Below are 26,047 nucleotides of genomic sequence, written 5' to 3'. Positions count from 1 at the left end.
AAGCGTCCGTCCATCATTGCCGCTTGCTGGATGCAGGCTACGCTCTGGTGATGTCATGAATTATGTAAGTCTCAATAAGCAGGAGGCTTGATGGCAAACGCGGATGAATCTCTCTACAACGTCCTTATGAACGGAATCATCAAGGACATCAACGATGCTTGGGACCGGAAGTCATACAGAGCCACCCTGATTCTGGTCTACATTGGCATCGACGCGATGGCGCACTTGACGATGCCAGCCGAAAAGGAAAAAGTGACTCGGACTGACTTCGTTGCTTGGACCGAGCGGTACCTGCGATTCCGCAATGCCGAGCGGCAACCAACCCTTGCCGTACCTGGGCTCGAACTCTATGCAGCACGGTGCGCAATGGTTCACACATACAGCAGCGAGGCTGACCTGCACAAGGCGGGACAGGTCAAACGCCAAATTGGTTACGGCGACGAATTCCTTCCGGAAGTTGCCGAGAAGGCCGATGTAGAAAATCTAGTTATGTTATCTATTCGCGGTCTCGTCGATGCGTTTGGTCGCGGAGTCGTGGCAACTATTCAAGACATTAAACACGACGAAGCACGTCGGCAGCTGTTTGCCGGGCGGCTTGAGAAGATGGTTCATGAACTGCCGTTCATTGCTGCAGCCTGAACCCCACGCACTATCCGACGCCGTGATAAATCTCGCTTCCCAAATCAGGCGGCAGGTCGCACGCGTCCTATCCGGCGGACTTGCGCTTTGAGCACAGTTCTGGCCGGCATGTCTCTAACCTCCTCGACTTTTCGAGCCAATTTGTCCGCGCAGGATAGTTAGGGCGGATACGGATTCTGCCGGCGAAGTAGCTCGCCTTAGACGGAGTAGCTGAGCCTTGCCGTTTTGCGGCCATTTGCCTCGCCAGAGCCGCCGTGCGCTTGTACCTCTCTGCTGGCGAAGCTGTTGATGGTCGCCCGTCCGCCCGCCAACTTGAACTGGCTTAGGCCTTCCGGTGTGAGCGCCAGATAGCAGCCTTCGCCCCAAATCGACTCGACATCAATGTCCACGGGACCGGCATCCCGCCACCAGGCGAGTCTCGCCACGACGGTGCCGCCGGCGTCCACGTAGATGCAGGGGTTCGCTTCGTGCGGCCGCCAGCGCAGCTGACGCAGCCAGTTTGGGCAGATGGTCAGCAAATACTTCGGTCCATACAGGTCGGTCCCAGCTGAGCTTGCGACACGCCTGACCAATGTTCCCGCCGGAGTCGTATCGTGCGCTACATAGTTTCCCCGCCAGACGATGGCGGGCAGCTTGGCGTAGCCGTCCGCGAAATCGTCACTGTCGATCTGCGCCTGCGGTGCGCGGAATCGGTGTTGGAGGAACTCGGCTTGTCTTGGCTTGAAAACCTTGAATCTCGATACCTCCGCCAACACGACCTCGTCCGCCTTTGGCGACCACGGCGAGACGTCCATGTCGACCCGAGGGATCCAGAGCCGGCTGGCCTCGCCCCAACTGGAATCACGAGCCACCAGCGGTCTGGCAAATTCCTGCGGCCGGACCTGCGCTTGCAAGAGCGGGTGCGGCGGAATCGGTGCGTTCAGGATCTCAAGGAAAAGCGGCAGGGCGCCGTCAGGCAGCAGTCCAGCACGTCGCACCTCACCTGCGACGTGGCGAAGCGCGACCACGCCAACCGCCATGTGCGGCTTGAGATAGGTGATCTGCATATCCATCGAGCGGAGCTCTGCCTCAAGACGCCCGACCGCAAGGGCGCCGAACGCCTCGATGCCGCCCCACTCCTGGACGAACTCTGCCGCGCGCCTCCTGATGGTCAACTCGTCGACGCCTACGATCTCTGCAAGCGCCCTGGCGATGGGTCGCAGCAGTTGGGTCCATCCTGGCGCGGATTCAATGCGCATGGCGCCGGTGCGCGGATCCACCAACGAGGTGTCGAGCACCAGCGATCCTTCCATCTCAAGCTGGTAGAAGAAGGGAAGCGGCTCCTGCGTGGCTGAAACGGCCAGGCCCCAGCGGCGCGCCAGGAGCAGGGCCGCCTCGGCGATAGCGATATCTCGATGGCCCACGAGCGGCGTCACGGCATCGCCCAGGGCGCTTGCCAGTCGGTCATGCGGCATGGCCAGCAGAGCGAGGAGGCCTTGCAACGGCGCGTCGGACTCGCCGGTCAGGAGCCGCCGTACGGTCAGTTCGGCCACCGCCCCGCCAAATTTGACCCTTTCGGACAGACGCAGCAAGCAGTCGCGCGCATGCCGCTGAGCTTCGACAACCGGCAGCCGCAGGCCAAAGTGAACCAGGTCCGCGAGGAGCTCCTCGTCGCTTAACGGCTCTTCCCCGGGTTTGAACGGGCTGCCAAGCTGGTGCTCGCGGGTGAACGCCATCTGCTCAGCGAGCAATGACCAGATTGCCGGCCAGTCCTGCGCGGCACTGACAACGGGCAGAACTTCGTCAATCTCCGTCAGCAGCGAAACGGTGTTCTCTTCGCCGGCCGTGATGGAGTCGATCAGGCACTCAAAGGCAGGGCCATGCGCCGCTGCGCCATCGAGGAGCTTGCGGGCCTTGAAGTACCTGAACTTGCCACCGCCCATCCATTGGCTCCAGGAGCTCCAGCGGTCGTCGGTGCTCGGGTACTCATCCATGAGCTTCCGGGCTTGCTGCAGGTCGCCGGCTTCGACCAGGCGCGTGACCAACATGAAACGACACTTCGTGTCAGCCTGGAGCACCTCCCATCGTTCGTACATCGCTCGGACCATGTCCAGGGGTGCGGAGTCCGCCAAGTCAACGAAGCGGGAAGAAGCACTGTAGTCCGGCGCAGGACCTGCCTCGAACTGGGACTGCAGCTGCTCCAGGGTTTCGGCCGAATCGTACGTTTGAGGCGTGTAGGAATGTCTCGGCGCCGGTGCCTCTGCCTTCCAACGAGCCAGGGCTGCTTCAAGCCTGCCGTCGGCGTAGCCGTGCTTGATGGCGGCGGTGCGCAGCCGCTCGAGGAGTGCCGCCCGTTCGTGTGCACGGCTGGTGATCTCGATAGGGCCGAGAAGTGCGTCGACAAGCCGCGCAATCTCGCCCGGACCCGCTGCCTCCGCGGCGGCGTCGATGAAGGCGCCAACATGGAAGGGATCGCGATAGTGAGGCTCCATGTAGAACGGCAAGCACAGGCCACACCACACGTCGACGCATGTCCAGAGCAGGTCTGGCCGGCGACGCACCAGGCCTGTCATCACCAGGTCGACGCGGTTTGGCAAGGAAATCAGCTTCCAGGCCGCCAGCCCCTGCGCGGTGTCATATCCGAACCTGGCATCGACCTGCATGGCCTCATCAATCAGCACCATCGTCAGGCGATGGGCCGCGTTGGCGCCTTCCGTCTCCTTCATCCCGTCGACCTGTCGCATCAGATGCGAAACGCGCTCCGCTCTGCCGGCTGGGTCGGCTGTGTTGGCCAGAATCAAGATATCCCGCCAGATCGCGTACTGCGGGTCCTTGCGGGCCGCCAGTGCATAGCCTAGGCAGTGGTCCGGCACTGTGGCCAGCAATTGCCGCGCCCGGTCGGTCTCTCCGATCGCAGCAAAGGAGATGGCCAGGTCTGCCAGTCCGTCCAGGTGCTCGCTGGGCGTATCTCCATGTAGTTCGGCAGCCAGCGCCTCAAGCCGGGCTGCTGCGCCCGCTCCCTCGCCGTCGATGCGGAAGGTCGCAACCGCCACTTCCCGGCGAAGATGCTCGGTGCCTTTCTGCGTAGACGTAGCTATTGCGCCGTCGACTTCTCGGAGCACGGCTCGGAACTCGGTCTCACCGCAGGAAGCAGCGACCTTCAACAGTGCGCGCGCGAGCAATGGCACGGCCGTAAGCACTTGACTGGTCTGATAGAAGTCGCTGCCGCCGCGAGGTGTCAGTCGCAGGGCGTAGCCCAGCGCATTGCGCGTGACCGATTGAACGTCGCCGGCTGAGATTGGCAGATTTGCGGCGACCCGCCCTAGCAGGATGCCTGTCTTGGTTGCATGCTTCTGCAGTGGCCTAAGGATTTCGTGCTTTGAGTCGATCGCGGGAGGCAAAGGCTTGCCAAGCATGGTGCACAGCTGCGCATGCTCCATTACCGCAGCTGCCAGGTCGCCAGGGCCGGCGGAGTTGACTTCGTTGTCGCCCATCGAAATCATCGGTGCGACAAGCTTGTCGAACAGCGCGGTGGCGAGGTCTGTCCGTCCGGCCTTGGCTGCTGAGAGCACGATGGCACGACGCCAGCCATTAGGCAATGCGTCGAAGTCCGGCTGCTTCGACGCCTCCTCGAACAGCTGAGTGGCGCGCTCCGTGTCGCCAGTGCTTCGGATAGCCAGCCCGGCATGCACCTTCAGCGCGGGGAGCTCCTTTGGGTCTATGCCCAGCTGGTTGCACACATCCTCAGCCTTCGTGACAGCCTGGCCCTTAAGAACGGCGCGCGCGACTTCCAGACGAAGGTGGGCGCCATGGGCCGCTTCTGATTTGTCGGGTTGATGCCCGGGTACCTTCTCAAGCCCGTCGACGACAAGGCGCTCAATCGCTTGCTGGATCTGCTCGAAATCCCGAAAGTGATGGGCGCGCCTAGCCCACTCCTGGAACTCGTGAAGGTTGTGGTCCCTCCCGTGGTGTTGGAACCTGCTGGTGTGCAGCTGCGACAGCGGCTCGAGATGCTCGAACAGTTCCTTCGATCGATCGAACTCTCCCCGTCCCAGCAAGGCGTCCACGACTTCGTATCCCCTCTTGGGGAACTCTTGCACGAAGGCGAACGCGGAATCGATGTCTCCGACGGCCAGCATGGCCAAAGGCAGCCGGTCGGCGTACTCCAGCGCGTTGGTGCGCCGAGACACTTCATCGCGGCAAAGGAGAAGACGCGTGAGCGCCGTTGCATCCAGGGTCGGCCGTGCAGCGAGCAACGAAAGTCGAATGTCGTCCTGAATGTCCGAGCTGGATCGTCCTCGGGCTAACTGCTCCCGGAAGCGAAGAGGCGTCGCCAACGCCAACACGTCATCCGCGTCGCCGGCGCGTGCCCGGTAGCGCAATTCGAGCCAGCGCTGCGGCGAGCTGTCCGGCGCGTTCTGAGCCAGCATTGCCAGCTGGCGGTAAACGCGCCGGGAGTGTTCAGCATCCACGCTGCCGAGCCGCATCCGAGGCTTGGATATGACGAAGAGCCGGAAGCTGTTGTGAAAGACGCGCCAGCCTTGCGCTGTGTCCAGCAGCAGGTGACGGGCCACGGCAAGCGCCCGCTCAATCGCATGTTCGTCCAGGACGGTGGCGAGCAACGGGAGCGCGATTGGCGCTTCCGCACGGGCGATATAGCCGAGGAAGTCGGTCGCGTCGCGGTCGTTCGCAATCTCTCGCCAGGCGGCTTCGTAGACGGACTCGATATCCCCGTCGAACTCCATGCCGCCAGCGAGAAGCTGAGCACGCCTGGCGTCATCGGCCCGGAGGAGCGCCTGAATCAGGTACCGGGTCGCCAATGGGTGCCCATGACTGAGCTCATGTAGACGTGCGCGGGGGATGGCCGGATCAAGGCCGAGCGCGTCGGCCATTAGTGCGACGGCGTCGCGTCCAAGCGGACGCATCGTCACTTGCCGGTCAGGCTTTGCGGCCTGCTCCTGCACGGCAGGCTTGAGGTGGGCAAGGTCCAGGCGCTGCGAGCCCAGCACGAACGTGACACCCGCGGGAATGGCAGCTGGCAGGGGGAATTCGGTGAGCAGAGATTGCGCCGGGCGCTCCTCCCGCGGGATGTGGTCAAGGCCGTCAACCACGATGAGCGTACGAATCTGCTCCTTCGCATAGCGCTCGCCCGCCTGTGCAAGCAGCGCGCCGAACTGTTCGCGTCGCTCATGCAGCGAGTTGTCTCGAAGGCGGATGCCACGCAGCCCGCTGTTTCGAAGCTGTGCGCCAATGTCTTCCAGGAAGGTTTCGGCTTCCCCGCGGCCCACACCCTGGGCGACGCCGGGCACAAACGCCAGATAACGCACCAGGCGGAGGTCTGGCTCCGCAGCGAGTGCCATCTGAAGAAGCGTCGACTTTCCGGAGCCCGGGGGGCCCAACAGCGCGACGTAGCCGCGATCGACCCCTCGAACGGTGTGCAGAAGCGCGACTTCGGTGTCGCGGTTGCGCTGGACATAGGCGCCGAGCGGGAACCTATGCACGTACTTGGTCTTGGCCGGGTCCGGCCAGCCCAGTTCCAGAAGCAGCTCGGCGCGTGTCCATCTGTCCTTGTCTCGACCGTCGGCAACGAGATTTGGAAGGACGCTGGCTATTTCCGCCGCCAGGCGCGATTGCTCTGCGCTGAGCTTGTGGATCTGCACAAAGTCGGCGGCTGCACCATGCAGCACGCGCAAAGCGTGCAGAAACTTCTCAAACTCGACCTCGTCCAGACCCGATGCAGCCCGCAACTGGTCGACCAGGGTGCCCCAACCGGCCGCGCGCCACTCTGCCAGCGTCCGGTTGGGGAACCGCTCAAACTGGTCGATAAACGCGGCGCTGTGAGTGGGCGTTGAGTCACCAGGCTTGTCGGTGGTCGACGGAAAGTCCGTCGTCACCAAGCGGATTTCTACTCGTGCCTCTGGGTTGTCCTTGGAAAGAAGTTGCCAGGCATTGATGAGCGGCTTCAGCAGGCCGTCCGCGCCCATGAGAAGCGTTGTCATGGTGAACGGCGCCGGAAACTTTGACGCCTTGAACTGGTGGCCGACCACCAGCCCGTCGAACCCTAGGACTAGATCGTCGGCGATGCCAGCCTTGCGGTCAGCCAAGCCTACCCACAGCATCTCCCCTCGCTCAAGTTCGCCGTAGATCGCCGCACCGGCCTTGCCATACTGAGCCATATAGCCGCGAACGGCACGACGCTCGCCCTCGGCTGGCGGTGAGGCCGCGGATTTTTTGGCTGGATCGTTAGTCTTTGAGACCTTTAGGCTGGCCATGCGGTAGACGTCTGTTTTGTTTATTGATGCCTTGGCGTACCGAGGGTAGGTCGCCATTGTCTCAACGAATCGCATAGGCGGGCTATACCGTCGGTGGCGACCTGGCCATCGTCGAGCCGTGCCAGCTGGCAGCGCGGCCGGGACCTTTTGTGCGCTGCTCGGGCGGCCGGATAAGCGTTAGCTGCAGCCTTCTGCGCTGAGCCGCAGCAACTCCGGAGGTAGCTGCCGAGCCGCTTGAATCGAGCGGCTGATGTGGCCACAACCGGCCGCGGGGTTAACAGGTCGCTCGACACGTAAACACACCTGCATGCGGCGGCTTCGCCGCCAGTGGTGTGTTCCGGTCAGCTCCGGCGTTGAGCGACCGCTTCGCGGCATCGAGATCCGCGATGCCAGTGTCAGCAGTGGGCAGAAGCAGTCGGCCAGGCTTTTGGGTCATAAGAGGAAAACGACCCACCCCCTCGCTTCAGTTGGACGATGGAACCAAACTACCTCCCTAAGTAAACAGACGATATCTGCTCGCGCTCATGCCCCAGCTCCGCACTGATCGTAAGCCGGGCTTCCCGGTCCAGCTCGCGCTGCCCTGCTGTCAGGTCATGCGACCGCGGCCCACCTGCTGCGGGTGCGACCCATCCAGTGAGTTCTCTGTATCGGGCCTGAGCGTACTGATGTCGATGTCCATGCATGCGGTGCATACCTGCTGCTGCACACTGGTGTTCGAAACGCCGCAACTGCTCGACGTAGTTTCGGTCAGCCGGAATGAGGCTGCCCCTGCCGGCGAGTGATTTAGCGTCATCGAGCACCTGCCGCTGTTCGTCGTTACGGATGGGGATTTCCCTGGCGCGGCCGCCTTTGGTCCAGGTGTCCTTCAGCGCAAGCTTGTTGCCCCGGTCGGCCCATTCCGGCCGAATTTTGATCGACTCCTCTCGTCGCAGGCCGAATGCCGCCTGAAGCCGCAGCGACATCGACGTGTACGGGTCGGTGATCCGGCCCAGCTCGGTGCCGGACAATTCGCGCGCCTTGCTGACATTGGTGACGTACCGTCGATTGCCGATGCCGTAGTGATCGTTATCTCGCGCGATGACGTTTTGTTTACCGATCTTCTCGGCCCACCAGCGTAGTTCGGCCATCCGGTTCTTGATGGTGCCAATCGCGAGACCCTCGGCTTGCCATCGCTCGACCAGAGCTTCGACATGCTTGGGCTTCAGGCTTGCTGCAACCATGTGCCGGTAGCCGAGTTCCTGAAGCTGGCCTGCCACCTGGTCGAGTACGCGCTCGCGATCGCGTTGGGTTGCAAAGCTGCCGTCGCGGTTGCGCCGGCACATCAGCTTGAGTTCATAGTTGAGATTCCGCATTCGTTGACTTTCTGCTTTCGGTTCCTTCTGGCTGTTGGTTGCCCTGGGGTATCTGCTTGTCGTCGCTGGTGTGTAGTGGTCAGGTAAGTGTTTCTGTCCGTCCCTAACGCCTGAGCGTTGCGGGAACTACAAGGGACACGGGACACCACTCCCGCTTTGAGCCGTGGTCTATCTGGTGGCCGCCGCGGCACGCGGCATTGGCGTCGATGTCGCTTGCTGCTGCAAGTCGGTTCATCGGGTTGAGCCATCGAATCCCAGGCTCTGGGTGCGCCAAGGGCGCTTCGGCTGACATGGTCCGCTGGTAGCGGGCCTGTGCAGATCGCGTTGCACGGTCTGCGGTTTCGACGCGCGGCGAGCACGTCACTGGGGGCCGTCAGTTGCGGCAACTACTGTAAGTCGTTGTCGGCTGGGGCATTTCGCGCGTCGTCACTACTGGCTGGCGCCGCGTAGTGACGACGCGGTTGGCGCAGGGTTCGGCCTGGGGCTGGGCGGTGGCGAAGTTGCAGCAGCTTGGCTTCGGTTGGCGCCGCTTCGGTCCGGAAGGCCGGATCGATGGCGCAGTTGACCCTCGGGACCGGCTGTGATGCCGGCTGGGGCAGGGCGGGCGCATGTCGTGCCCGATGGGTGACAAGTATCTCCAGCCTTTCGGCTGCCGGGTTTCAGGAGATGAGGCCGGCTTGGGCGCCCGCGTGAGCGGGCATGGGCGATGCAGTAACGGGCATCAACCGGGCTGACTCAGCCAGTGGGGAATTGAACTGGGCCGATGCTGCGCTAACTTCATTCGGATTGCAACAGCAGTATCCGTCGCGGCTGCTTCCTTCTGCCCGATCGGCAGTGCGACTGCGTCTGGACTGTCAGCATTGCGGACAGCATTTCCCACAGACGCTGAGCCAGGGGGCTTACCCACCGCCGCGCGAGTCTTGCGTGAAAGGCGCCGATCGCGCGGCCGTGGATAAGTCTTCTCCTCTTGCCTGCTACGCGATCGCGCCTCCCGTACGACGAGCGCGACTATCTCGGTACGCTTGCGTCCGATCGGTCGACCTTCGGATCGCGTCCTCGAGTTGGTCGAGCAGTTCTCCAATGCGCGCGAATCGCGCCAGTGCTTCATCTTCGGCCCGACACCGCAGCAACTCGCGTGCAGCCGGCTCCTGAGTCTTGCGCACGAGGGCGATTCCGTGCCTCGCCATCTCCTTCATCGCGCCGGTCGCTTCCTTGGCGCTCTCCTGCAGCGATGCCAATGCCACTTGCGCCTCGCCGGACAGGAACTCGCCCATTGGACCACTCAGAAGCCGGGCCAGGACAATCGCGGCGATGACGTCGACGCTGAGATCCAGATCGGCCGCGTGTCGGAAGAGGTCATCGAACTCGGCCACAAGACCGGATTCGGTGAGCAGATCGAGCGCACCGGCAAGTTCGAGGCGAGACGTTTGCGCATCGATGAGTCCGAGCAATCGGCGATAGGACTCCGGCAGATCGACGGGCGGGACGCGCAGTGCGGGTTTGACCTCTGAGAGTTCGAAAGCGAGCTTTTCCCCCATGTCGAACCTGAGGGAATTCATCATTGTTGGGGCTTCGAACGCATCCACGCTGCAGAACGCGACGACGCCACCGACCCCACCCCAGCCGGCCGCCAACGTTTGCGGCACTTTTCGCAGGGCAGGGATATCCTGGGCCTTGTCTTCTTCCGTTTGGAGCGCAATGACCAGCCAGTTGGTCCACGGGCTCACGAGACGGTAGCGCAGCGCAGTCTCCAGGCCGGCGACATCATCGAGTTCCGTCAGCCGCGCGGCAGCTGTCACGCGAGCCACCATGGATATGCCGTCCGGGGAGATGGAGGGTGTCGCCGTCGGAAACGCCAGCTCCTGGCGGAACACGTCGCCGTTGTCTGTCTCGACTTCAAGAATCGCGCTGCCATGGGGCGGCGGATGATCGAAGCGCGCGCAGGCAACCACCGTGTCTCCCTCAAACACCGCTCCGATCCGCGAAGGCGCAATGTGCGTGGCGCCCTGTGGCCATCGAACGATGACCCGCTTGGCGCGAGGCGCGCGCATGCGCTCGAAATGGCGGACAACGCGGTCCGCCATGCCTTCGCGTGGGGATACGAGTTCGCATTCGCCCCCGGTGTCGGCAGCGAGCTGGCGAACGAAAGCCTCCGAGACCGCGCTGCCAACGCCCACTGTGAAGATCCGGTTTCCGGACTTCTTTGCTGCATCGACGACGGGTTCCCACAGCGAGACTTCACCGTCGGTCACCAGAAAGATGTCGGCGGATTCTGATCCGCCAACTACCGAATAGGCCTCGATCAGTGCCGTGCCGATGTCGGTTCCGCCCATGTTTGCATCGAGCGCCTTGGCAAACCGCTTTGCCTTGGCCAGGTTGGTCTTGTTGCATGCCAGCGGCCGTTCGGAGAACACCTTGGTCGAGCTGCCGAACGCGATCAGGTTGACGCGATCGTGCGGCTGCAATCCGTCGAGGATGCCATCGAGCGCCTGCTTGGCCTGCTCCATCGAGTCGCCCTGCATGGAGCCGGAGCAATCGATCACGATGGCAAGGTTGAGTGGTCGCGGCGCCTGCAATCCCGGGAAGAACGGCTGAAAGCTCGCCACGGCCGCCAGACCGTCGCCGTCCTGACCACACAGCGCAAAGCTGCGCGTTGTCTGTGGTGCTTTCACGTTCAAGATGAAGTCGCGGTCCATGACCGCTTTGGGCTGCTTGAGCGAGAGCACGACTTTGTCCGAGGACTTCTCGAGTTCGACTGCGTGCGATGGGCAGACGAACTGGGCGTCCCGCAGGCTTCCGGAGATCTCCAGGCGAAAGGAGAACTGGTTCTCCACCATCAGGGACGCCTCCGGGGCCTGGTGCGGCAGATGGTGCGATTCGCCGAAGCGCGGCGCGATCGTCGTAGGCAGGAAGAACCGCAGCCGGTCGCCCGCCCAGCGGTAGAGGATCGCGTAGCTGAACGTGATCTTCGCCGTCTCCTGAGGCAGCAAGTTGCCGACGTTCATTGTGTAGAGGCCAGGCTCGATCGATTCCAGCATCACAGCCGCATCGCCCGCCGCGACCGCGTCCTCGTACTTCTCTTCGGCGGCCTTCTTCTCGACGACCACCCCTTTCAGTAGCTGCCCGCCAATTTCGACCTCCAGGTCGAGCAGGACGGCATCCAGAGGAAGGGGAAAGGTGTAGACAGCCTCAATGTTGACGCGCTCGTCATTGCGGTAGGTCTGCGATACCGTGACCTCCGCGAGCAGGTCTTGCAGGACTGCACAGACAGTGACATCGCACAAAGCGACTCGCTCGCCTCCCAAGCCGGTCAAGGCGGATGTCAGTTGGTTCATTTTTTGTCCTCGGTTGAGTGGATTTGCTCGTATGCCTGTGTCACGGTGCGAAAGAATGCCCGGACCTGCTCCGGGCTCAGGCCGGCTCGGCCAGGTTCCAGTGTGAGCTCGATGCCGTCTGCGACGACAAGGTGGCTCCAGACCTCGACGGTCCCGGCGCGCCGAGGGGTCGGCGGCAGCGGGCCAGCGGATTGCTGCCTCATGACTTCACCGATCCGCTCCAAAGACAGTCCGGCCAGTTGCCACTTGCGTACCGTTAGAAGCTGCTCGACGTGACCCTGCGTGTAAGAGGCACCCTTGCCGACTCCCTTCGGGGGATCGATCAGACCGGACTGGATGTAGTACCGGACGGTGCGACGGGGCAGTTCGGCAAGAGCCGAGATGTCGTTCAGCGTGAATGTCTTTGGTTCGTCCATGGCGGCAATACTAGACAGTCTTACTGTCATTGTCAACTGTCGTGTAAATATTTGCTAACCAGTCAATGCTCTGTAGCTGATATCGAGTCAGGCGGCTTACCCACCGCCGCGCGAGTCTTGCGTGAGAGGCGCCGATCGCGCGGCCGTGGATAAGCGCTTTTGATCGCCGATCTGCTAGGCTTAGCCGTCACGTTCGTCCTCGTCGGCGTGGTCGCTGCGCTTTCCGTTCACGTGCGCCCAGAACGCTGACTTGCGTGCGTGCCGCGACCGGATCGCGGCCTCGAAGGCCTCGTGCGACTCCAGCGGAAGCAATCCAACGCCTGTGGCCGCGATCTCCTGTAGCCGCGCCCAGTAGCGGGCAGCGTGCCCATAGGCGCGGGCATAGGCTCGGGTCAGGATGGCTGTGAGAAGCGCCCTGTAGATGACGGCTTCGCCGCGCAAGCGCTGATGGGTCTTCAACGCCTGTGCCAGCGGCACCAGCGCACCATAGTTGTCGCCGCGTATGCGGTTTGGCTCGGCCAGCAGCGTCGCCTCGGCCGCTTCATCGGCGCCGATGTCCAGCAGCAGCGTGGCTGCCGTTGCCGGGTCGTCGTGGCCCAGTGCAAGCTGACGGGCTCGCTCCATTGCCTCGTGCCTGGACGCTTCGGGCAGGTGTTCAAGCCAGCGGTGCAGGTCGAAGACGGAGATCGATCGTTCGAACAGGCGCTGCCGTATGGGGGCGCTTTCGCCATACCGGCCGAGGCGGCCCAGTGCGTCCGACTCCAAGTTCTGCCGGGTGTCTTCCATGTGCCCCCAATGCCCTTGAAGCCATGTCAACGCGTCGGTCGGACGGTCGACCTCGAGGTAGGCCTCGGCGAAGGCCTTTTGCTGCACCGCGTTGGGCTGCGGGCTGTAGCTCAGCACGGCGCGCACCTTGACGTCCGGGTCATGCAAGGCTTCGGCCAGCAGCGACAGCGCTGCGGAAATCTTGAACACCTCGTGCGGCGGACCGTCACTGCTTGCCGGGGCGGCGAGGGCGCTTGCCATGCGGGACTCGAATTGCGCCACCAGTTCGCGCAGCGCCGTCTCGTCGAGCAGCAGTTCCGCACGGCGCAGCAGCTCTTCGCGGGCTCCGTATTGGTCGTCGCTGACCAGCTTCACGAGCCGGCCCGGCCATTCGCTTGCGGGCGATTCGCAGCGCGCGGCGGCTTGCAGCCAATGCCGACACGCGGCCCGCACCGCGTCGCCGATGCAGCCGTTGGAATCGTCGGCACGCTCGAAGAAGGCGCCGTCGGCCTCGATGAACGATTCGAACAGCGCCAGTGCGGCAGCGGGATCCTTCGGCGACAGCTCGAGATCGACCTGTTCGAGCCAGGCTTCCAGCGTGCGCCCGAACTCGCCCGCCTCGCGGTAGCTGAAAAACTTGGACGAACGACGCCAGGCGGTCAGCGTCTTGCGAAAGCCGGCCGCGAGCTTGTTCGGCCGGTCGGCCAGTTGCAGCCGCGCCAGCCGCGCCTGCACAACCTCGTTGTCATTGGCCAGTTCGACCAGAACACCCACCAGCATCGACGGGTCCTGGCGCTTCAGGAAAGCTTCAAGATCGTCGGCCGGCTTGGGTGGCATGGTCACGGTGGCGAAAGTCAGTCGGATGGCGTGCCGTGGTTGAGGTCCCAGAACGTCCCCTGCCAATTCGAGATACGTCCCTCGGTGCCGCAAGCGGGGCAGTGCCAGACAACCGTTTCGTCGTCAGTCATGCCGGTGTCCACGCGGCGGTTGTCGCGCTTGCGGCACTTGAAGCAGACGGGTCCGGGCGTGCTTTCCGGTCGGTCGAAGTCGGACGCATGGGCGACCACCGAGGTGATGAAGTCGGCCATCTTGCGGGCGGGGCCTTTCTCGGGCCCGATGTTGCCCTTGTCGTCGAGGTAGTGCTTGGCGTCAATAACGTACACGGTGTTTTCTCTTCGCTTCCTGTTGGGTGCATCAATAGTCGACCGCGTCCTCGGGCGCCCAAGGCGGCCTCGTCTCCGGCAACGTCATCTCTGCGAAGTGCTGACCCAGTGCGACAGCCGCCTGCTCAGGATGCCGGCTGGGTAGCGCCCGCACCGCGCGCAAGACGTTTCGAACGACCTCGTCGCTGGCGATGAGCTGGGGGACAAGGATATGATGAAAGTAGATGCCCCATTTCTCGTCCTGCTTCTCGCTCGGCACCTGAAGGAGGCTCTCCTGCGGCGAGAACAACTGCGTCGCGTACCGCTCTGTCAGCACATTGAATGGACCGAGCAGTGGCCAGACATCGACCGGGGCATCCACGCCGAACGTCGCCAGCTTGCTGATCGCGTCACTGCGTAGTTCAAGCAGTTGGGCGGCGTTGAGAAACCTGCGACGACAAGTCATCACAAGGCCGAAAACGTCTTGTGTGACGCCCTGTCGTTGGAACTCCCGGAGCTCATCGATATGCATGTTCAAGCCCCGCAAGAGTCGGCTCGATCTGCTGAACAGGATTCGCGTCCCCCCGGTGCTCACGGATCGCCCAAACAGCGATGGGCTGCGCGACGCAGCGTAGCCAGCAATCCGTTGGCAGCAACGGATTGCGGCGGCGGTCAGCGAAGTTCGGCATGGCGTGCAACCAGCCCATCGAAGACTGCTTCAAGGTTGGGATGTACTCCGCGTACCCCGGCGACTACCTTGCTGGCCCAGTCGAAGTACGCTTGCTTTCGCTCCGTGGACCAACTCGCTGGAGGCGATGCCAGTATGTCCCGCAGGTTGCATATCTTGTCGGCCAGTTTTACCAACTTGGCCTCGTTAGAAAGGTGAGATGCGTGCTCGATCTGTCGCTGTTTGCGAACATGCTTCTCGAGCGACTTGTCGTCCGTGACTTCCAGAACGACCGACGAAACGTGATTGCCGAATGCCGTCGTCAGTTCGTTCTCGGTCGTTTCGGTGTCTTCTATGGTGTCGTGAAGGACGGCGGCGCAAAGCACAGTTGCGTCCGAGACACCTCCCTCGTTGGCCAGCACGTTGGCCAGTGCGATCGGGTGGTTGATGTACGGGGAGGCGTCCGCATCTTTGCGCCTTTGGTTCCGATGTTTTTCTGCAGCGAATGCGACTGCCTTCACGAATGAGCCGAGCTGGCTTCCACTTGATTCCATAGGTCTCTCCAGATTCACGAACTGGGCCCGAGTGGCGACCGCCCTGGTCGGCACGCTTGTCTTCATCCTTTGACGAACCGAACCCGCAGTCCTGCCGCTTCGGCAGCACGGTTGGCAGCTTCGATGTCTCCGCGCAGTTCGGCCGCGTAGTAGGTGCTGCCAGGATGTTCGCCTTCGACAATGTCCACACCCAGCAGGTCCACAGAATTGGCGTCCATGCTGCGAAAGAATTCCAGAGCCGCGCCCTGCGCCGTGCCCGTCTGCGGCAGATAGTCGTCCTCGAAGCTCCATTCCGGTGGTTCTGAGAACCATTCCTGAATTTGAGGAACGACGTTCGCCTCGAACTCGGACGTGGTGAGCCCAAGGAGCCAGGCGCTGGCACCCTCTTCAGGCTCCTCCGGCAGCTTCTTGAGCCTTTCCTTGAGGACGGCAATGCGGTGTTTGTTCTGTTTTGCGTCGGTCTCCGCGGCCCCGATGTCCGCCACGATCTCATCCCGAAAGTCAGAGTAGATCGAGTTCACGGCCCATGCCAACGGCTGGCATTCGTCCATCGCGTCAGACAGGTCCTGTGGCGAGCCCTCCCACCAGTTTGCCACGTCTTCATAGAACTCGGCACGGGTTTCTGCTTCGATGTAGTCGGCCATGCGCAGCGTGCTGCCCTCTGTCACTTCGAACTCGGTGATGGGCTCCGCGGCTACTTTGAGTTGCGCCGCCGCCTTCTTGCTCTTTGCCATGACTTGTTTCCCTATGTGTTGCAGGCTGCGATGGCCGCCATGCAACGGTTTCTGACGCGTTCCGCGACGGTTGCAAACGCGGGTAGCGGTGTCGCATCTGATTCGCGAAGGTAGAGCTGACGGTTGATCTCGACCATGACGGCGTTGACGCGGCGGTCTTGCCCGTACCGGCTTCCAGGTACCAAGGCCCCCGCAAACGGTTGGTTCAGGTCCACGCTCCATCCTTCGCGCTGGAAGGCTGCGACGAAGGCGATGGCCAATTCGCGACTGGTATGGGAAGCGTCAGTGCCGATGCAGATGCCCGGCCTCGCTACAGCCGGATCGGCGAGTTCGTACGGTAGCGCCAGGCTCGGAAAGCTGTGGCAATCGATCACCAGGCAGCGCCCGTGAAGGTCGATAGCCGTCGACACGGCGGCTTCGAGCCGGGCGAGATGAGGACGGTAGTACGCCAGCATCAAGGCGTCGCGTTCGCCATCGAGTAACGGTCGCCGCAACGGTTTCAGGCTTGAGGTCACGGAATAGACGGCGCCCATTCCACGGTCTGCCATGGGCTCGCGCCGGTCGTCCGCGAATCGCTCTACGTCCACCACCAATCGGCTGGCGGGAGCTCGGATGACCTGAGCTTCCGGGGCCCCCGAGGCGAACAGAAGCAGGGTCAAGTGATCGGTCATCTTGATTAACTCTTCGTCCAGCTCGCCATCGGTCAAGGTGATCTGGCGCCTCACCTCAGATGGAACAAGCATCGAATCGTGAGGCACATGAAAAATCACCCACGGCGGACACTTATCGCGCATGTTCATTCGGGTTGCTCGTCTTTGCGTCGTCATTCCAATCCGTCGAAGTGAACGTGCATCCCGTGCCCTCGCCACAGGGGTAGGCTTGGGCAACTCGGTGATCATGCGCACCACCGCGCGGATCGGCCCGTTCTCCGACTCTCGGGTTTCGGGCGGCACAACCTCGAGGCGAATCGTGTAGTGCTCATGGCGGGCCGTGAGGGTATTGCCTTTCAGGCTTCCCTTGATCGACGTAGGTTGCAGCATCACCATCAGATCGCCGAGCGGCACGCCGAGTGGGCTGGGTTCATCCTTCTTGTTCCAAAACATGGTTTCTCCCCGATCAAAACCTGCCCGTGCTCGGCCGTTCAGCAGGGCAACTCCTGTGCTTAGATGCGCCAGCGCGGCGCACCTTGACCAACCCACGGGTGCTGAAAATCATTCTGTGCATCGACAAGCTCACTGGATGAGCCTGTCAGCTTCCGGGGCCAGCGCTTGGTTCAACGCGTCGTGAAGTGACTTGAGCTCCGCGGTGGTGAACACGCCCTGGAACTTGACCTGATCCTCAGGGCGGCGGGCCGTTGGTACAAAGCTGATCAGCCTGAGGCTGTGGCCGTGCGCCGAGGTGGTGATGTCGATCGAGAGCTCGTAGGCCGGGGTGGCCTGGATGAGTGAACGCATGTACTTCTCCTGTTTAGCCGCTTTGACATGTGTCGGGGACGGCAATCTGGATCAAATCCCCCCGGTCGTTCACCTTGAAGGTGGGCTGACCAGCCCGTGATTTCATCGCAGCAAGATCAGTTGCGGTACGGCGTCGCCGCCCGCCCAGACGATCGCGTTCTGCTCCAGCCGTATCCCCAGTGCCTTGGCCGCCTCCAAGGTCAAGCCGAAGATCAGATGGCTCGCTTCACCAGGCCACTGATTGGACGGGTGCTGGCCGATCCCCTCGATGCTGGCAAGGCTGCGTTGGCTGATTTCGCGTCCCAGGGCGGCATGCCGTTCGGCATTGGCTTCGTCGTCAAGGATCTGGCTGAACGGGTTGCAGGCCGTGACGTACGCGCTGCATTCGACGCGGTGGCGCTTGTGCGCGGTGGCCAACGCCGAGCAGGTTTCGCCCACCCTCAGGGTGAACGGTTCGTCGCCATGCACCCTGTACTCGGTCTCCCGAAAGGCCTGCACGGTGCCAGCGTCGATGATTGATTCGAACAACAAAAAACCCTCCGTTGTGGGAGGGCCGACGCTGTACCCGCTTCGTTGCTCCAGTAGGAGCCACATCCGCTTTCGCGTTTCCACCTTGCCCGGGAAGGCAGGTTGGCATGGGCGTCGACCCAATTCCAAATGTGACAAAATTTTACTGCATTTCCGAGGCCTGGCGCTCGATCGATTGCGCCCGGGTTGAAGACATGCCCATCACAGCGACGATCAGCCGGACCCGAAGACTTGTCGCCGCAGCCGCTCCCAGCTGGCGACGATCCCGCCACGCACACCGTGACCGAGTGCGCCACCGCCGCGTGATGTCCGCAGCCTGTTGATCTCGGCAGCGATGTGGGCATCCAGCGCCTCCATCGCATTGAGCTCGTGACCATCCGCATGGGCAGCGACTGATGCCAGTGCGCCGGGCTCCAGCCGCTGCACCAGCCACTGTAGGAAAGGAATCGTCGACCGGAATCGGATGCCCCCGACGTTGCCCTCCTGAACCGGCTTTGGCTCTGCCTTCGACCAATTGACCAGCAGCACTCGTGCAACCTCGACAGCAAGCGGACTTTGCATGGTCGTCGCGATCGCAAGTGTTTCAGCGGTGGTGCTGCGTCGAGCTACCTCCATCGACACCCCCGGCCCCAAGTCAAACACCTCGTACGCCTGAAACCAATCGGACATCGATCGCACCCACGGGTCCAGCCCCTTGCGCATTGCCTTGGTGGTTTCGTTGATCGCTTGATCGACTTGCGTCATCGAGATCTGCAGTTCTTCCTTGGCTTCGATCACTTCGTCGAGCGCCGCGAGTACAACAGGATCGGTGAGATCTCCGAGCTTCTCCTCGAAAAGGGCGATGGTTTCGTCTGGAAGGTCGAGCAGAAATTCCAGCTGACGCTCCGCAGGCCCCTCAAACTTGCACCAGGCCATCTTCAGCAGGGACGATTGCCAACCCGTCAGCCCGCTGACCTGTATGTCGCTGAGCAGGTCGCCTCCGAGGCCGATTTCATCGAGTTCCTTGATGTCGGCAACCATGCGGCGCCAGGTCAGCGGCCCAGCGGCCTGCTTCAGTAGAACGCGGTTCTGATCCTCATCTGACCGACTCCATACTCGGTACATCTTGGCGTTGCCCACGAAGGAAACGGTGACATTCCAATCCATCCCCGGGGCGGGCGAGTGACCGCATTCCATGGTGACGTTCTCTCTCACTTCGACGCTCCCGAAGAACCCGATGCAAGCGCCTGGTGAATCTCGTGGACCTTCATCTCGCTGTCTTTCGGGATGACCAAAAAGACGCGCTCCTTTCGCTCCCGGTCAGACCACACGCTTGCCCATCCGGTGATGCGTGGCGTTCCCTTTCGGTAGATCGGGCCACTTGTCCACCCGCCGATGACCGTCTTCTCCTCGACGCGAACAACTGGGTACTCGGCGGCTTTCAAATCTCCGAGGAGGAGGGCTGGGGTGGAGTTGGCAGGCAAAGTTACTCCGCCACGAGACGTGATCGCGTAGACGACGTTGTCGTCCCACAGAACCAGCGGACCAGCAACCATTCGACAGGGCGCCCGCCGCAGGATCGCTCCAGCCATGCGAAGGCACGATTCATCGATCTGCTTGGAGTCGGAGACCTCCAGTTGCTGCAATCGATCCCGGGTCAGTCGAAGGTCCTCTTGGGCCTTGGAAAGGGCCGACTTCGATTCAACGATCTGGCGTCGTAGCTCATCACGATCTGCTGCCGTACGCTCGATCAGTTGGTCGATGTCCTTGATGCCGGCGAGCTCTTCGAGGATCTTGCGCCGAACCTCGCTGTCAACCTGGCGCTGAAGCGCCTTCAGCAGTTCTGCGGCCTTCTTCCTCACTGCCCGAACCGTACCAACCTTGACCCAACCGAATCGGTAGACGCCGCTGATGAGCGAGCCTTCCCACGGGTTCGACCGGACGTCGACGTCGATCAGCTCAAGAAATTCTCCAACGCTGCCCAGGCGTCCCGATCCTTCACCGGCGTCCAAGGCGAAACCAAATTCCTCAGACAGCCCATGCAGTTCCTTGAAACGAGACTGAATGGGTTCTAGCCAAGCGATCCACTGATCCGGGCTGTCGTCGCCATGGCACACGAGGATGTGACCGCGCCTTCGAGCTCCGACTTCCGGGTAGTCATCCTGGGAGAGGCGAGCGGCGCTCATGGTGTCGGTTCCCATCGAATCGGTGATTCGAAGTTCCTCGCAACAATCGTGCGGGTGAGCAGACCTCGTGGCACGCATTCGGCGAACTTGACCGACTCGGCGAAGGTGGAAATCTCAGCGTCTGTCAAGGTCAACTGCCCCGGCACTGCATCGGCCAGCAGCGATGCTGGTGCGTGAACACTCATGGCATCGAATCGAACCTTCTGACCACCGACCGAAGCCTGGTGCGCCCAGGTGCGGTTGGCCCGCGTGCCGGCAAAGGTCCAGGTACGTACCGGTGCAGCATCAGACCGCGCCATCACGAAGTGCGTTCCCAGAGACATGGGCAGCTCGTCGGCTAGCGAACTAAGGGCCGCCCGCGCACGCTGCGACAAGGTGACGATTGGTGGCGCGCCTGTGGCGAGCACCGTTCGAATGGCCTGGCAAACATCGCGGCCCAGGCTGCGCGCCCCGCCTATCCAGCGCGCCTTGCCGCCTTCCCGCGCCGGCTCCAGCCAAACGATTCGTTTGGACCACTCCACCTCGGTGACACGCCAGCTGCGACCGGCCAGCAACAGGAGCCGGTTGTCCTGTTCACCCGTCAGAACGGTGGGATCGATGTAGCCCACTTCGCTCGATCCATGCCGACCGGTCAGCAGCATGGATCCGCTGAACGAGGCAAGCAGGTCGCGGTAGTGGCCGCGCGCATACACGCGCTCGGTCTCAGGTCCCACCCTGACCACGCCCTCGGAGCGGTCAAGAAACTGCTTCTCCACCAGGTGCTCGACCAACGCCGTGATGTCGTCAGTCGCCAGCTCGGGAAATGATCCGTGAAGCAGCTGGACCACTTCCATCGTTGGAACCTCGCCGCGCTCCAACACCAGAACGAGTGCTTGCTGCGCGAGGATGGGCCAGGGCTCGGCCGGTGGCACCGCCGCTTCGACCCAGGCTTCCGACCACTTCTTGGTGACACCCAGGGCCAGCATGAACGCGTCGTCATTGGTCGTCAGGAACAGGCAGTTTCGCAGGGCGCCTGCACGTCGGCCGGTTCTGCCCATACGCTGCAGGAACGACGACACGCTCGACGGCGAATCGATCTGGATCACGCGGTCAAGGTCACCGACATCAATGCCCAATTCCAGCGTCGAGGTGGCGACGATGACGCAATCCTTCTCCTCCGTGAATGCCGCCTCGGCTTGCCTGCGTTCGGAAACGCTGAGGGAGGCGTGGCTTACGAAGGTGCGCATCTCCTTAGCGCGCAGCATGCTGCTCAACTGCTCGGCGCTGCTTCGTGAGTCGCAGAAGACCAGCCGCTTCTCACCGCGATGCAGACGCGAGATCACGGTGGCTGCGTTTTCGAGAGACGCCACATGATCGATCGTGACATCGGCCTCCGTGCTCACCGATGCACTGCCCACCACGTTACGGTTTCCACTGGGTGCGAACCACGCCAGCAACTCTGTGGGGTTGCTGACCGTTGCCGACAGACCGATGCGTTGCAGCGGTCGTTCCAGATACTGGTCCAGCCGATGAAGCACAGATCGCATGTGCCACCCTCGGTCATCCGCCGCGAACGCATGCAGTTCATCGACGATCACGGCACGCAGGTTGCCGAACCATGTTGGACGATCGACCCGCACCGAAATCAGCATGGCCTCGATGGATTCGGGTGTCGTCAACAGGATGTCGGGGGCATCTCGAAGTGCCCGGTTCTTGCGGGACTGCGAGATGTCGCCGTGCCACACCTCCACACGCCGACCCACCAGCCCAGCGTAGTGGGTGAGCCGATGCTCCAGGTTGTTCAGCAGCGCCTTGATCGGGCAGATGTACAACACGCTCGTGCCGGGCCAAGCCTCGGTCAGCATCCTCGACAGCATCGGAATCGCAGCGGCTTCCGTTTTGCCTCCGGCGGTCGGGGCGAGCAGCAAACAGTGTGAGCCCGCATGAATGGGCGCAATGGCTGCCAGTTGCGTCGGTCGCAGCGTGCTCCAGCTCAGCGTGTTGACGACGTGGTACTGCAGCGATGGGTGCAGCTGCTCGAACTCGTTCACAGCTCGATATCGTCCACGGACGCCGCACTCGCCGCAGCCCGCTCCGTCGCGGACATCTCGGTCTCGGCCAGCGTGAGGGTGTAGTGCTTGCGGGGGTCGAAGTCTTCGTGCAGATCCACGCGGTCCAGCACATCCGACACCAGCTTCTTGAGGAACAGCCGGGGTGCGACACCGACCTTGCCACCCAGCCCGCCGGCCACCGCGCGTGCAAGGGCGTCCAGATAGCTGTCGTCCACCACCGACCGAAGGCGCTGTTCGTTGGGACGACCATCCGCATAGATGTCACGTACCCGGCGTCCAACCGCCAGCAGCGAGGTGTGGTCGAATGCCGCCAGCCGGATCTGGACCGCTCTCGGGTTGTCGAATCGCCGATCGGTGCCGAAGTCCACATGCAGCCGTTGCGCCAGCGGGGCGAGCCTCTGCACCCCTTGCGGGCCGTCATAGAACGCGGGCGTTCCCGTGATCACCAGGTACAGCCCCGGATAGCGGCCGGCGTCGATCTCGTCGATCCACTGACGCAATGCGTTCAGCCCCTTTTCTCGGGTGTCGGTACGCATGCGCTGCAGCGTTTCCACCTCGTCGAGCACCATCACCAGGCCAGAGAAGCCGCTGTCGCGCAGGATGGTCAGCAGGCCGACGAGAAAGTTGGTGGCGCCGAAGTGATCGAGGTCACCCTTGATGCCCGCCGCACGCTTTATGCTCGCGGCCACGTTCGGCTGTCCTGCCAGCCAACTGATGAGCCCATCCGCCAACATGCCGTCCCCGGCTGCCAGGGCGCGGCGATAGGTTCGCAGCACTGCAGAGAAGGCCGGCGCCGTCTTGCTGATGGCGCCGAGCCTGGCCTCCATCAGCGCGTTCGTGTGCAGCAGAAGCCCCTCCGCTTCGCTGGCGTCCACCGAAGCGTCTGCCAGCACATCCTGCTCCAGGGCATAGAACCAGCCGTCGATCACACCCCGAAATGCGCCACTGGCTGTATCGGCCGTGCCCAAGTGTTCGACCAGGCGGCGGTAAACCGTCTCCAGGCGGTGCAGCGGTGTCTCGGTCTCATTGATCTGCACTTCAGTGGCTGCGAAGCCGCGCGCGCGAGCCCGTTCCTGCAGCCAGCGGCCAAAGAAGGTCTTGCCGGTGCCGTACTCACCACGTACCGCCTTGAAGCCGCCACGGCCAGCGCTGACCGATTCGAGCTCGTCGTCAAGGGTCGGCGCGAACGTATCGATCCCGACGGCCAGCGCATCCAGCCCGCTGCTCGGTACCGTGCCACGTCGCAGGGCGCTCACGATGTCTTCCCGGCGTGCGGAACTGATCATCGTTGGCCTCCCTGGCCGGGCAGCCGGAATTGCTGGTGCAGCAAGACTACGTTGAGCTCAACCGTACCCGCGGTTTCGTCGACGGTCAGCACCGACGCCTGGTCGACATTCAACAACCGCCTGACTGCGCTGAGCAAGCCACCGATCCGAACCTCAGGCAATGACAGACGGTGCGCCAGGGCTGCCCTGGACAGTTTGCCACCCCGCTCGGACAAGGACGTCAGGAGCAGTCGCATCATATCGTCGGGCGGCGCCACGCGCGCGGCCAACTGCCGCTGAGACGCATAGATCGGGCTGCCCAGCACTGCGCCGATCCAATCCAAAGCCACGGGCGGTGTTGAAGCCTCCGGTGACGGCAGGTCGACTGGCTCGAACAGCTGTGGCTGCCCTTGCTGCGCGGTCGGTTTGCGCCGCATTGGTTTCGGTGTTGCGGCGGCTGCTGGTTGCACGCCCGACGACATCGGTAAGGGCGGCAGTTCCCACCACTCGGGCTGAGCCGGCGGTGCCGCGGTCCAGCTGGCAAGGTTGAATCCGAGCGGTACGATCACGCTCAAGGGCACCGTGACTTCCTGGGGCGACAGCCCACCGTGATACCCGTTCTTGCGACCCGCATACCGTGTGCTCTCGCCCCACAGGCACACCACCGTATTCGATCCGTCAGAGGTGACCACCCGCCCTCCGCTGACCGCCAATTCGTTGGGCGAATCGGCGTTCTTGCCCGGGCGCCAGCGGTCGCTCTCGCCACCGGGCAACTGCGTGGTGGCGTCTTCGAGCAGATGCCCATGGTCGGCCGTGATCACCACCACCCGGCGCGCCTCGCGCGCTTCGCGCAGCAACGGCAGCAGCAGCCGCAGGTCCTCCAGTGCCCAGCGTTGATGCAACTGATCTGGGCCGCTCAAGTGGTCGTCCACGGCGTTGTAGACCACGCCCACCACACGCTGCTGGGTGCTCGCAATCGCGGCGCGCACCTCGGGCGCCAGGTTGGTCGCATCCGCCAGGTCGCCCTTGTGGAACAGCCTGGGCGGCGCGTCCGCGCGGCTGTGCGCCAGCAGGGCAGCGTTCGTTGCGAAGCCGGTCTTCTCCTGCGCTGAAGCGCCGACGGTCAGACGCCCAGACAGCAGGCTGGCGCGGCTGACCTCGGTGATCGTTGGCAGTGCAGCCACACCAGCCAGCGGCTGTCCCAGGCTGGAAGGCACCATCTCGGCCCAGCCTTGGCCGGCAATCCGGGCGAACAACTCCCGGAAGATGCTGGTGCTCAAACCATCCATCACCAGCAGCAGGGTGGGGTGGGCGGCGGCGATCGGTGCCAGCACATGCTCCAGCACCGACTCGAGCGGGATGATCCGACCCTCAGGCGCCGGCTTCTGGGCGTTCCATTGCACCAGCGCCTGTGCGAATGGCTTGGCGAAAGCGTTCCGGCGCGCGATGACCGCTTCGCGGCATGCGCTGTAGGCCTGTGACAGGTCCGGCAGCTCGTCGCCTCCCAACAGCCGAAAGCGCGCCCAGTCGACGAAGGCGCCTTGGTCAGACTGCCAGGCCACCGCAGCCTGCAAGGTTGAAGCGGTTGGCGTGTCGTTCATCAACCAGCGTGCCAATCGGCGCGCCATCTCGACGCGTTCCATGCGGGGCTTCTGAGCGGCTACCAAGGTGTGCCGGAGCGCGCGGTCGGCCTGCAGCTCAACCTGGGCAAGATTGGCTTCCGAGGGCTCCGCCACATGGGCGGTCAGTGCCAACGCAAAGTCTTCCAGTCGCTGATCCAGCGCCGCCGGCAGCACGTCGCTGAGGTGCGCAAAGTCGATGACGCGCAGGTCGCGCAGCAGTGCGTCGGCACGGTCGAGAACAGCACGAGACGCGTCCAGCCCAGTCAGTCGAACGACTTGCTCTGCCGCGCGCGCCCAAGCGCGCCCCTCGGCAACGCCGACGTGCTTGCCGTTGACGAAGCGCTCAAGGCGGATCGCTGCCTGGCCGAGGCCGACTTGGCCCTCACCATCCTGGGCGAAGACCACGCCGCAGACCAGGCCCAGTGGCAATGCATCGATCGTTCGACCCGCGTCCACGCAGCCCAGAACCATCTCCCCGGCAACTCCCGCCGTCTCGCCCATCCAGCAAATCACGTCGATGCGGGCCGGCGCTGGCAACTGGGCAAGCCTGGGGTCGGCGGCCGGGTCCATCGCCCAGAGCAGCAGCGCCACCGCGTCGGGGCGCGCGGCTTCAATGCCCAGGAGCCGATGCAGTACTTCCCGCCATGCAGTTTCAAGGTCGAGGAAGCCGTTGGCCACGGGCGGGTAAGTGCCCTGCGACGCGCCGTCGATCAAGGTCTGCGGCATCCACACATAGCGCCCCAGGCGCGCGTCGGTTTCCTTGGCCTGGAACAACTGTCGAACGATGTCCCAGCCCTCGGGTTGAAACACCCGCGCCCTGGCCAGACGGGCGGCAATGTCTTCGGCCACCTCGTGGGTGGCCAGCGGCGTGATCACCACCAGACCGGTGGTCAACGGGTCATGCTGCTCGACATCGCACAAGGCTTCGCGAATGGCCAGGGACGAGTCGCACCACCGAAGCTGGAAATTCCGCCCCTGCTGCTTCAAGGATTCGGGCCAGGGCTGCTTCGCGTTGGCCCGGATCGCAACGGCAACTGCGGCCGGATCGCTGGCCAGCACGCGTTCGAGTTGGGCCGCGATTTGCGGCGTCGACAAGCTCATGTCTGC

Annotated in this window: 18 protein-coding genes and 1 riboswitch; of the genes, 1 reads left to right on the top strand and 17 read right to left on the bottom strand. The window is 63.1% G+C overall.

The window, feature by feature from the left end; translation table 11 throughout:
• Window positions 1-90: 90 nt before the first annotated feature.
• The gene (locus ACMUOY_RS03205; RefSeq protein ID WP_413891012.1) at window positions 91-639 is read left to right on the top strand and encodes a hypothetical protein; all 549 of its coding nucleotides are present in this window, start codon (window positions 91-93) and stop codon (window positions 637-639) included.
• Window positions 640-836: 197 nt separating this feature from the next.
• Here the strand turns inward: ACMUOY_RS03205 and ACMUOY_RS03200 are convergent, their stop codons facing one another.
• The 17 genes from ACMUOY_RS03200 to pglZ form a co-directional block, all read right to left on the bottom strand.
• Window positions 837-6,890 carry an AAA family ATPase gene (locus ACMUOY_RS03200; RefSeq protein ID WP_413891010.1) on the bottom strand — a complete coding sequence of 2,018 codons (6,054 nt, stop codon included), beginning with the start codon at window positions 6,888-6,890 and terminating at the stop codon, window positions 837-839.
• Window positions 6,891-7,375: 485 nt separating this feature from the next.
• Window positions 7,376-8,242, bottom strand: coding sequence for a phage integrase N-terminal domain-containing protein (locus tag ACMUOY_RS03195; protein WP_413891008.1), 867 nt, complete (start codon window positions 8,240-8,242; stop codon window positions 7,376-7,378).
• Window positions 8,243-9,216: 974 nt separating this feature from the next.
• Window positions 9,217-11,577: a VIT and vWA domain-containing protein gene (locus tag ACMUOY_RS03190; RefSeq protein WP_413891006.1), complete on the bottom strand. Its 2,361-nt coding sequence runs from the start codon at window positions 11,575-11,577 to the stop codon at window positions 9,217-9,219.
• On the bottom strand, window positions 11,574-11,993 hold the full coding sequence (locus tag ACMUOY_RS03185) for a MerR family transcriptional regulator (RefSeq protein ID WP_413891004.1): 420 nt from the start codon (window positions 11,991-11,993) through the stop codon (window positions 11,574-11,576). The genes ACMUOY_RS03190 and ACMUOY_RS03185 overlap by 4 nt, the downstream gene beginning before the upstream one ends.
• Window positions 11,994-12,173: 180 nt before the next feature.
• Complete coding sequence (locus ACMUOY_RS03180; RefSeq protein ID WP_413891028.1) at window positions 12,174-13,595, bottom strand: DUF6880 family protein; 1,422 nt, start codon at window positions 13,593-13,595, stop codon at window positions 12,174-12,176.
• 17 nt (window positions 13,596-13,612) lie between these two features.
• A complete protein-coding gene (locus tag ACMUOY_RS03175) occupies window positions 13,613-13,921 on the bottom strand; it encodes a hypothetical protein (protein ID WP_413891002.1) in 309 nt (102 codons plus the stop codon).
• A gap of 31 nt (window positions 13,922-13,952) precedes the next feature.
• Window positions 13,953-14,432, bottom strand: coding sequence for a hypothetical protein (locus tag ACMUOY_RS03170; RefSeq protein WP_413891000.1), 480 nt, complete (start codon window positions 14,430-14,432; stop codon window positions 13,953-13,955).
• A gap of 140 nt (window positions 14,433-14,572) precedes the next feature.
• Entirely contained in the window at window positions 14,573-15,121 is a 549-nt protein-coding gene (locus tag ACMUOY_RS03165; protein ID WP_413890998.1) for an HD domain-containing protein, read from the bottom strand.
• Between the two features lie 62 nt (window positions 15,122-15,183).
• Window positions 15,184-15,855, bottom strand: coding sequence for a hypothetical protein (locus ACMUOY_RS03160; RefSeq protein ID WP_413890996.1), 672 nt, complete (start codon window positions 15,853-15,855; stop codon window positions 15,184-15,186).
• 11 nt (window positions 15,856-15,866) lie between these two features.
• Complete coding sequence (locus ACMUOY_RS03155) at window positions 15,867-16,958, bottom strand: N-formylglutamate amidohydrolase (RefSeq protein WP_413890994.1); 1,092 nt, start codon at window positions 16,956-16,958, stop codon at window positions 15,867-15,869.
• Window positions 16,959-17,087: 129 nt separating this feature from the next.
• A complete protein-coding gene (locus tag ACMUOY_RS03150; protein WP_413890992.1) occupies window positions 17,088-17,309 on the bottom strand; it encodes a hypothetical protein in 222 nt (73 codons plus the stop codon).
• A gap of 102 nt (window positions 17,310-17,411) precedes the next feature.
• Window positions 17,412-17,840: a DUF3293 domain-containing protein gene (locus tag ACMUOY_RS03145; protein WP_413890990.1), complete on the bottom strand. Its 429-nt coding sequence runs from the start codon at window positions 17,838-17,840 to the stop codon at window positions 17,412-17,414.
• A 28-nt stretch (window positions 17,841-17,868) separates the two neighbouring features.
• A riboswitch (SAM-I-IV-variant riboswitch) is annotated at window positions 17,869-17,975 on the bottom strand.
• A gap of 75 nt (window positions 17,976-18,050) precedes the next feature.
• Window positions 18,051-19,031 (bottom strand): hypothetical protein, encoded by a 981-nt coding sequence (locus ACMUOY_RS03140; protein ID WP_413890988.1) that lies wholly within the window; start codon window positions 19,029-19,031, stop codon window positions 18,051-18,053.
• A complete protein-coding gene (locus ACMUOY_RS03135) occupies window positions 19,028-20,002 on the bottom strand; it encodes a hypothetical protein (protein WP_413890986.1) in 975 nt (324 codons plus the stop codon). Before ACMUOY_RS03135 ends, ACMUOY_RS03140 begins: the two co-directional genes overlap by 4 nt.
• Window positions 19,999-22,032, bottom strand: coding sequence for a DEAD/DEAH box helicase (locus ACMUOY_RS03130; protein ID WP_413890984.1), 2,034 nt, complete (start codon window positions 22,030-22,032; stop codon window positions 19,999-20,001). Before ACMUOY_RS03130 ends, ACMUOY_RS03135 begins: the two co-directional genes overlap by 4 nt.
• A complete protein-coding gene (gene brxD, locus ACMUOY_RS03125) occupies window positions 22,029-23,339 on the bottom strand; it encodes a BREX system ATP-binding protein BrxD (RefSeq protein WP_413890982.1) in 1,311 nt (436 codons plus the stop codon). Before brxD ends, ACMUOY_RS03130 begins: the two co-directional genes overlap by 4 nt.
• Window positions 23,336-26,041 (bottom strand): BREX-2 system phosphatase PglZ, encoded by a 2,706-nt coding sequence (pglZ, locus tag ACMUOY_RS03120; protein WP_413890980.1) that lies wholly within the window; start codon window positions 26,039-26,041, stop codon window positions 23,336-23,338. Before pglZ ends, brxD begins: the two co-directional genes overlap by 4 nt.
• Window positions 26,042-26,047: the final 6 nt, after the last annotated feature.

This window comes from Candidatus Skiveiella danica, from assembly GCF_022705245.1.
Classification (GTDB): Bacteria; Pseudomonadota; Gammaproteobacteria; order Burkholderiales; family Burkholderiaceae_C; genus Skiveiella; species Skiveiella danica.
Note: the sequence above shows the minus strand (reverse complement) of the source record. Positions and strands in the feature narration are given on the sequence as shown.

Coding starts and splice junctions, on each gene's coding strand:
- ACMUOY_RS03205 (WP_413891012.1), top strand. CDS start 91: ATGGCAAACGCGGATGAATCTCTCTACAACGTCCTTATGAACGGAATC.
- ACMUOY_RS03200 (WP_413891010.1), bottom strand. CDS start 6,890: ATGGCCAGCCTAAAGGTCTCAAAGACTAACGATCCAGCCAAAAAATCC.
- ACMUOY_RS03195 (WP_413891008.1), bottom strand. CDS start 8,242: ATGCGGAATCTCAACTATGAACTCAAGCTGATGTGCCGGCGCAACCGC.
- ACMUOY_RS03190 (WP_413891006.1), bottom strand. CDS start 11,577: ATGAACCAACTGACATCCGCCTTGACCGGCTTGGGAGGCGAGCGAGTC.
- ACMUOY_RS03185 (WP_413891004.1), bottom strand. CDS start 11,993: ATGGACGAACCAAAGACATTCACGCTGAACGACATCTCGGCTCTTGCC.
- ACMUOY_RS03180 (WP_413891028.1), bottom strand. CDS start 13,595: ATGCCACCCAAGCCGGCCGACGATCTTGAAGCTTTCCTGAAGCGCCAG.
- ACMUOY_RS03170 (WP_413891000.1), bottom strand. CDS start 14,432: ATGCATATCGATGAGCTCCGGGAGTTCCAACGACAGGGCGTCACACAA.
- ACMUOY_RS03165 (WP_413890998.1), bottom strand. CDS start 15,121: ATGGAATCAAGTGGAAGCCAGCTCGGCTCATTCGTGAAGGCAGTCGCA.
- ACMUOY_RS03160 (WP_413890996.1), bottom strand. CDS start 15,855: ATGGCAAAGAGCAAGAAGGCGGCGGCGCAACTCAAAGTAGCCGCGGAG.
- ACMUOY_RS03155 (WP_413890994.1), bottom strand. CDS start 16,958: ATGTTTTGGAACAAGAAGGATGAACCCAGCCCACTCGGCGTGCCGCTC.
- ACMUOY_RS03150 (WP_413890992.1), bottom strand. CDS start 17,309: ATGCGTTCACTCATCCAGGCCACCCCGGCCTACGAGCTCTCGATCGAC.
- ACMUOY_RS03135 (WP_413890986.1), bottom strand. CDS start 20,002: ATGAGCGCCGCTCGCCTCTCCCAGGATGACTACCCGGAAGTCGGAGCT.
- brxD (WP_413890982.1), bottom strand. CDS start 23,339: ATGATCAGTTCCGCACGCCGGGAAGACATCGTGAGCGCCCTGCGACGT.
- pglZ (WP_413890980.1), bottom strand. CDS start 26,041: ATGAGCTTGTCGACGCCGCAAATCGCGGCCCAACTCGAACGCGTGCTG.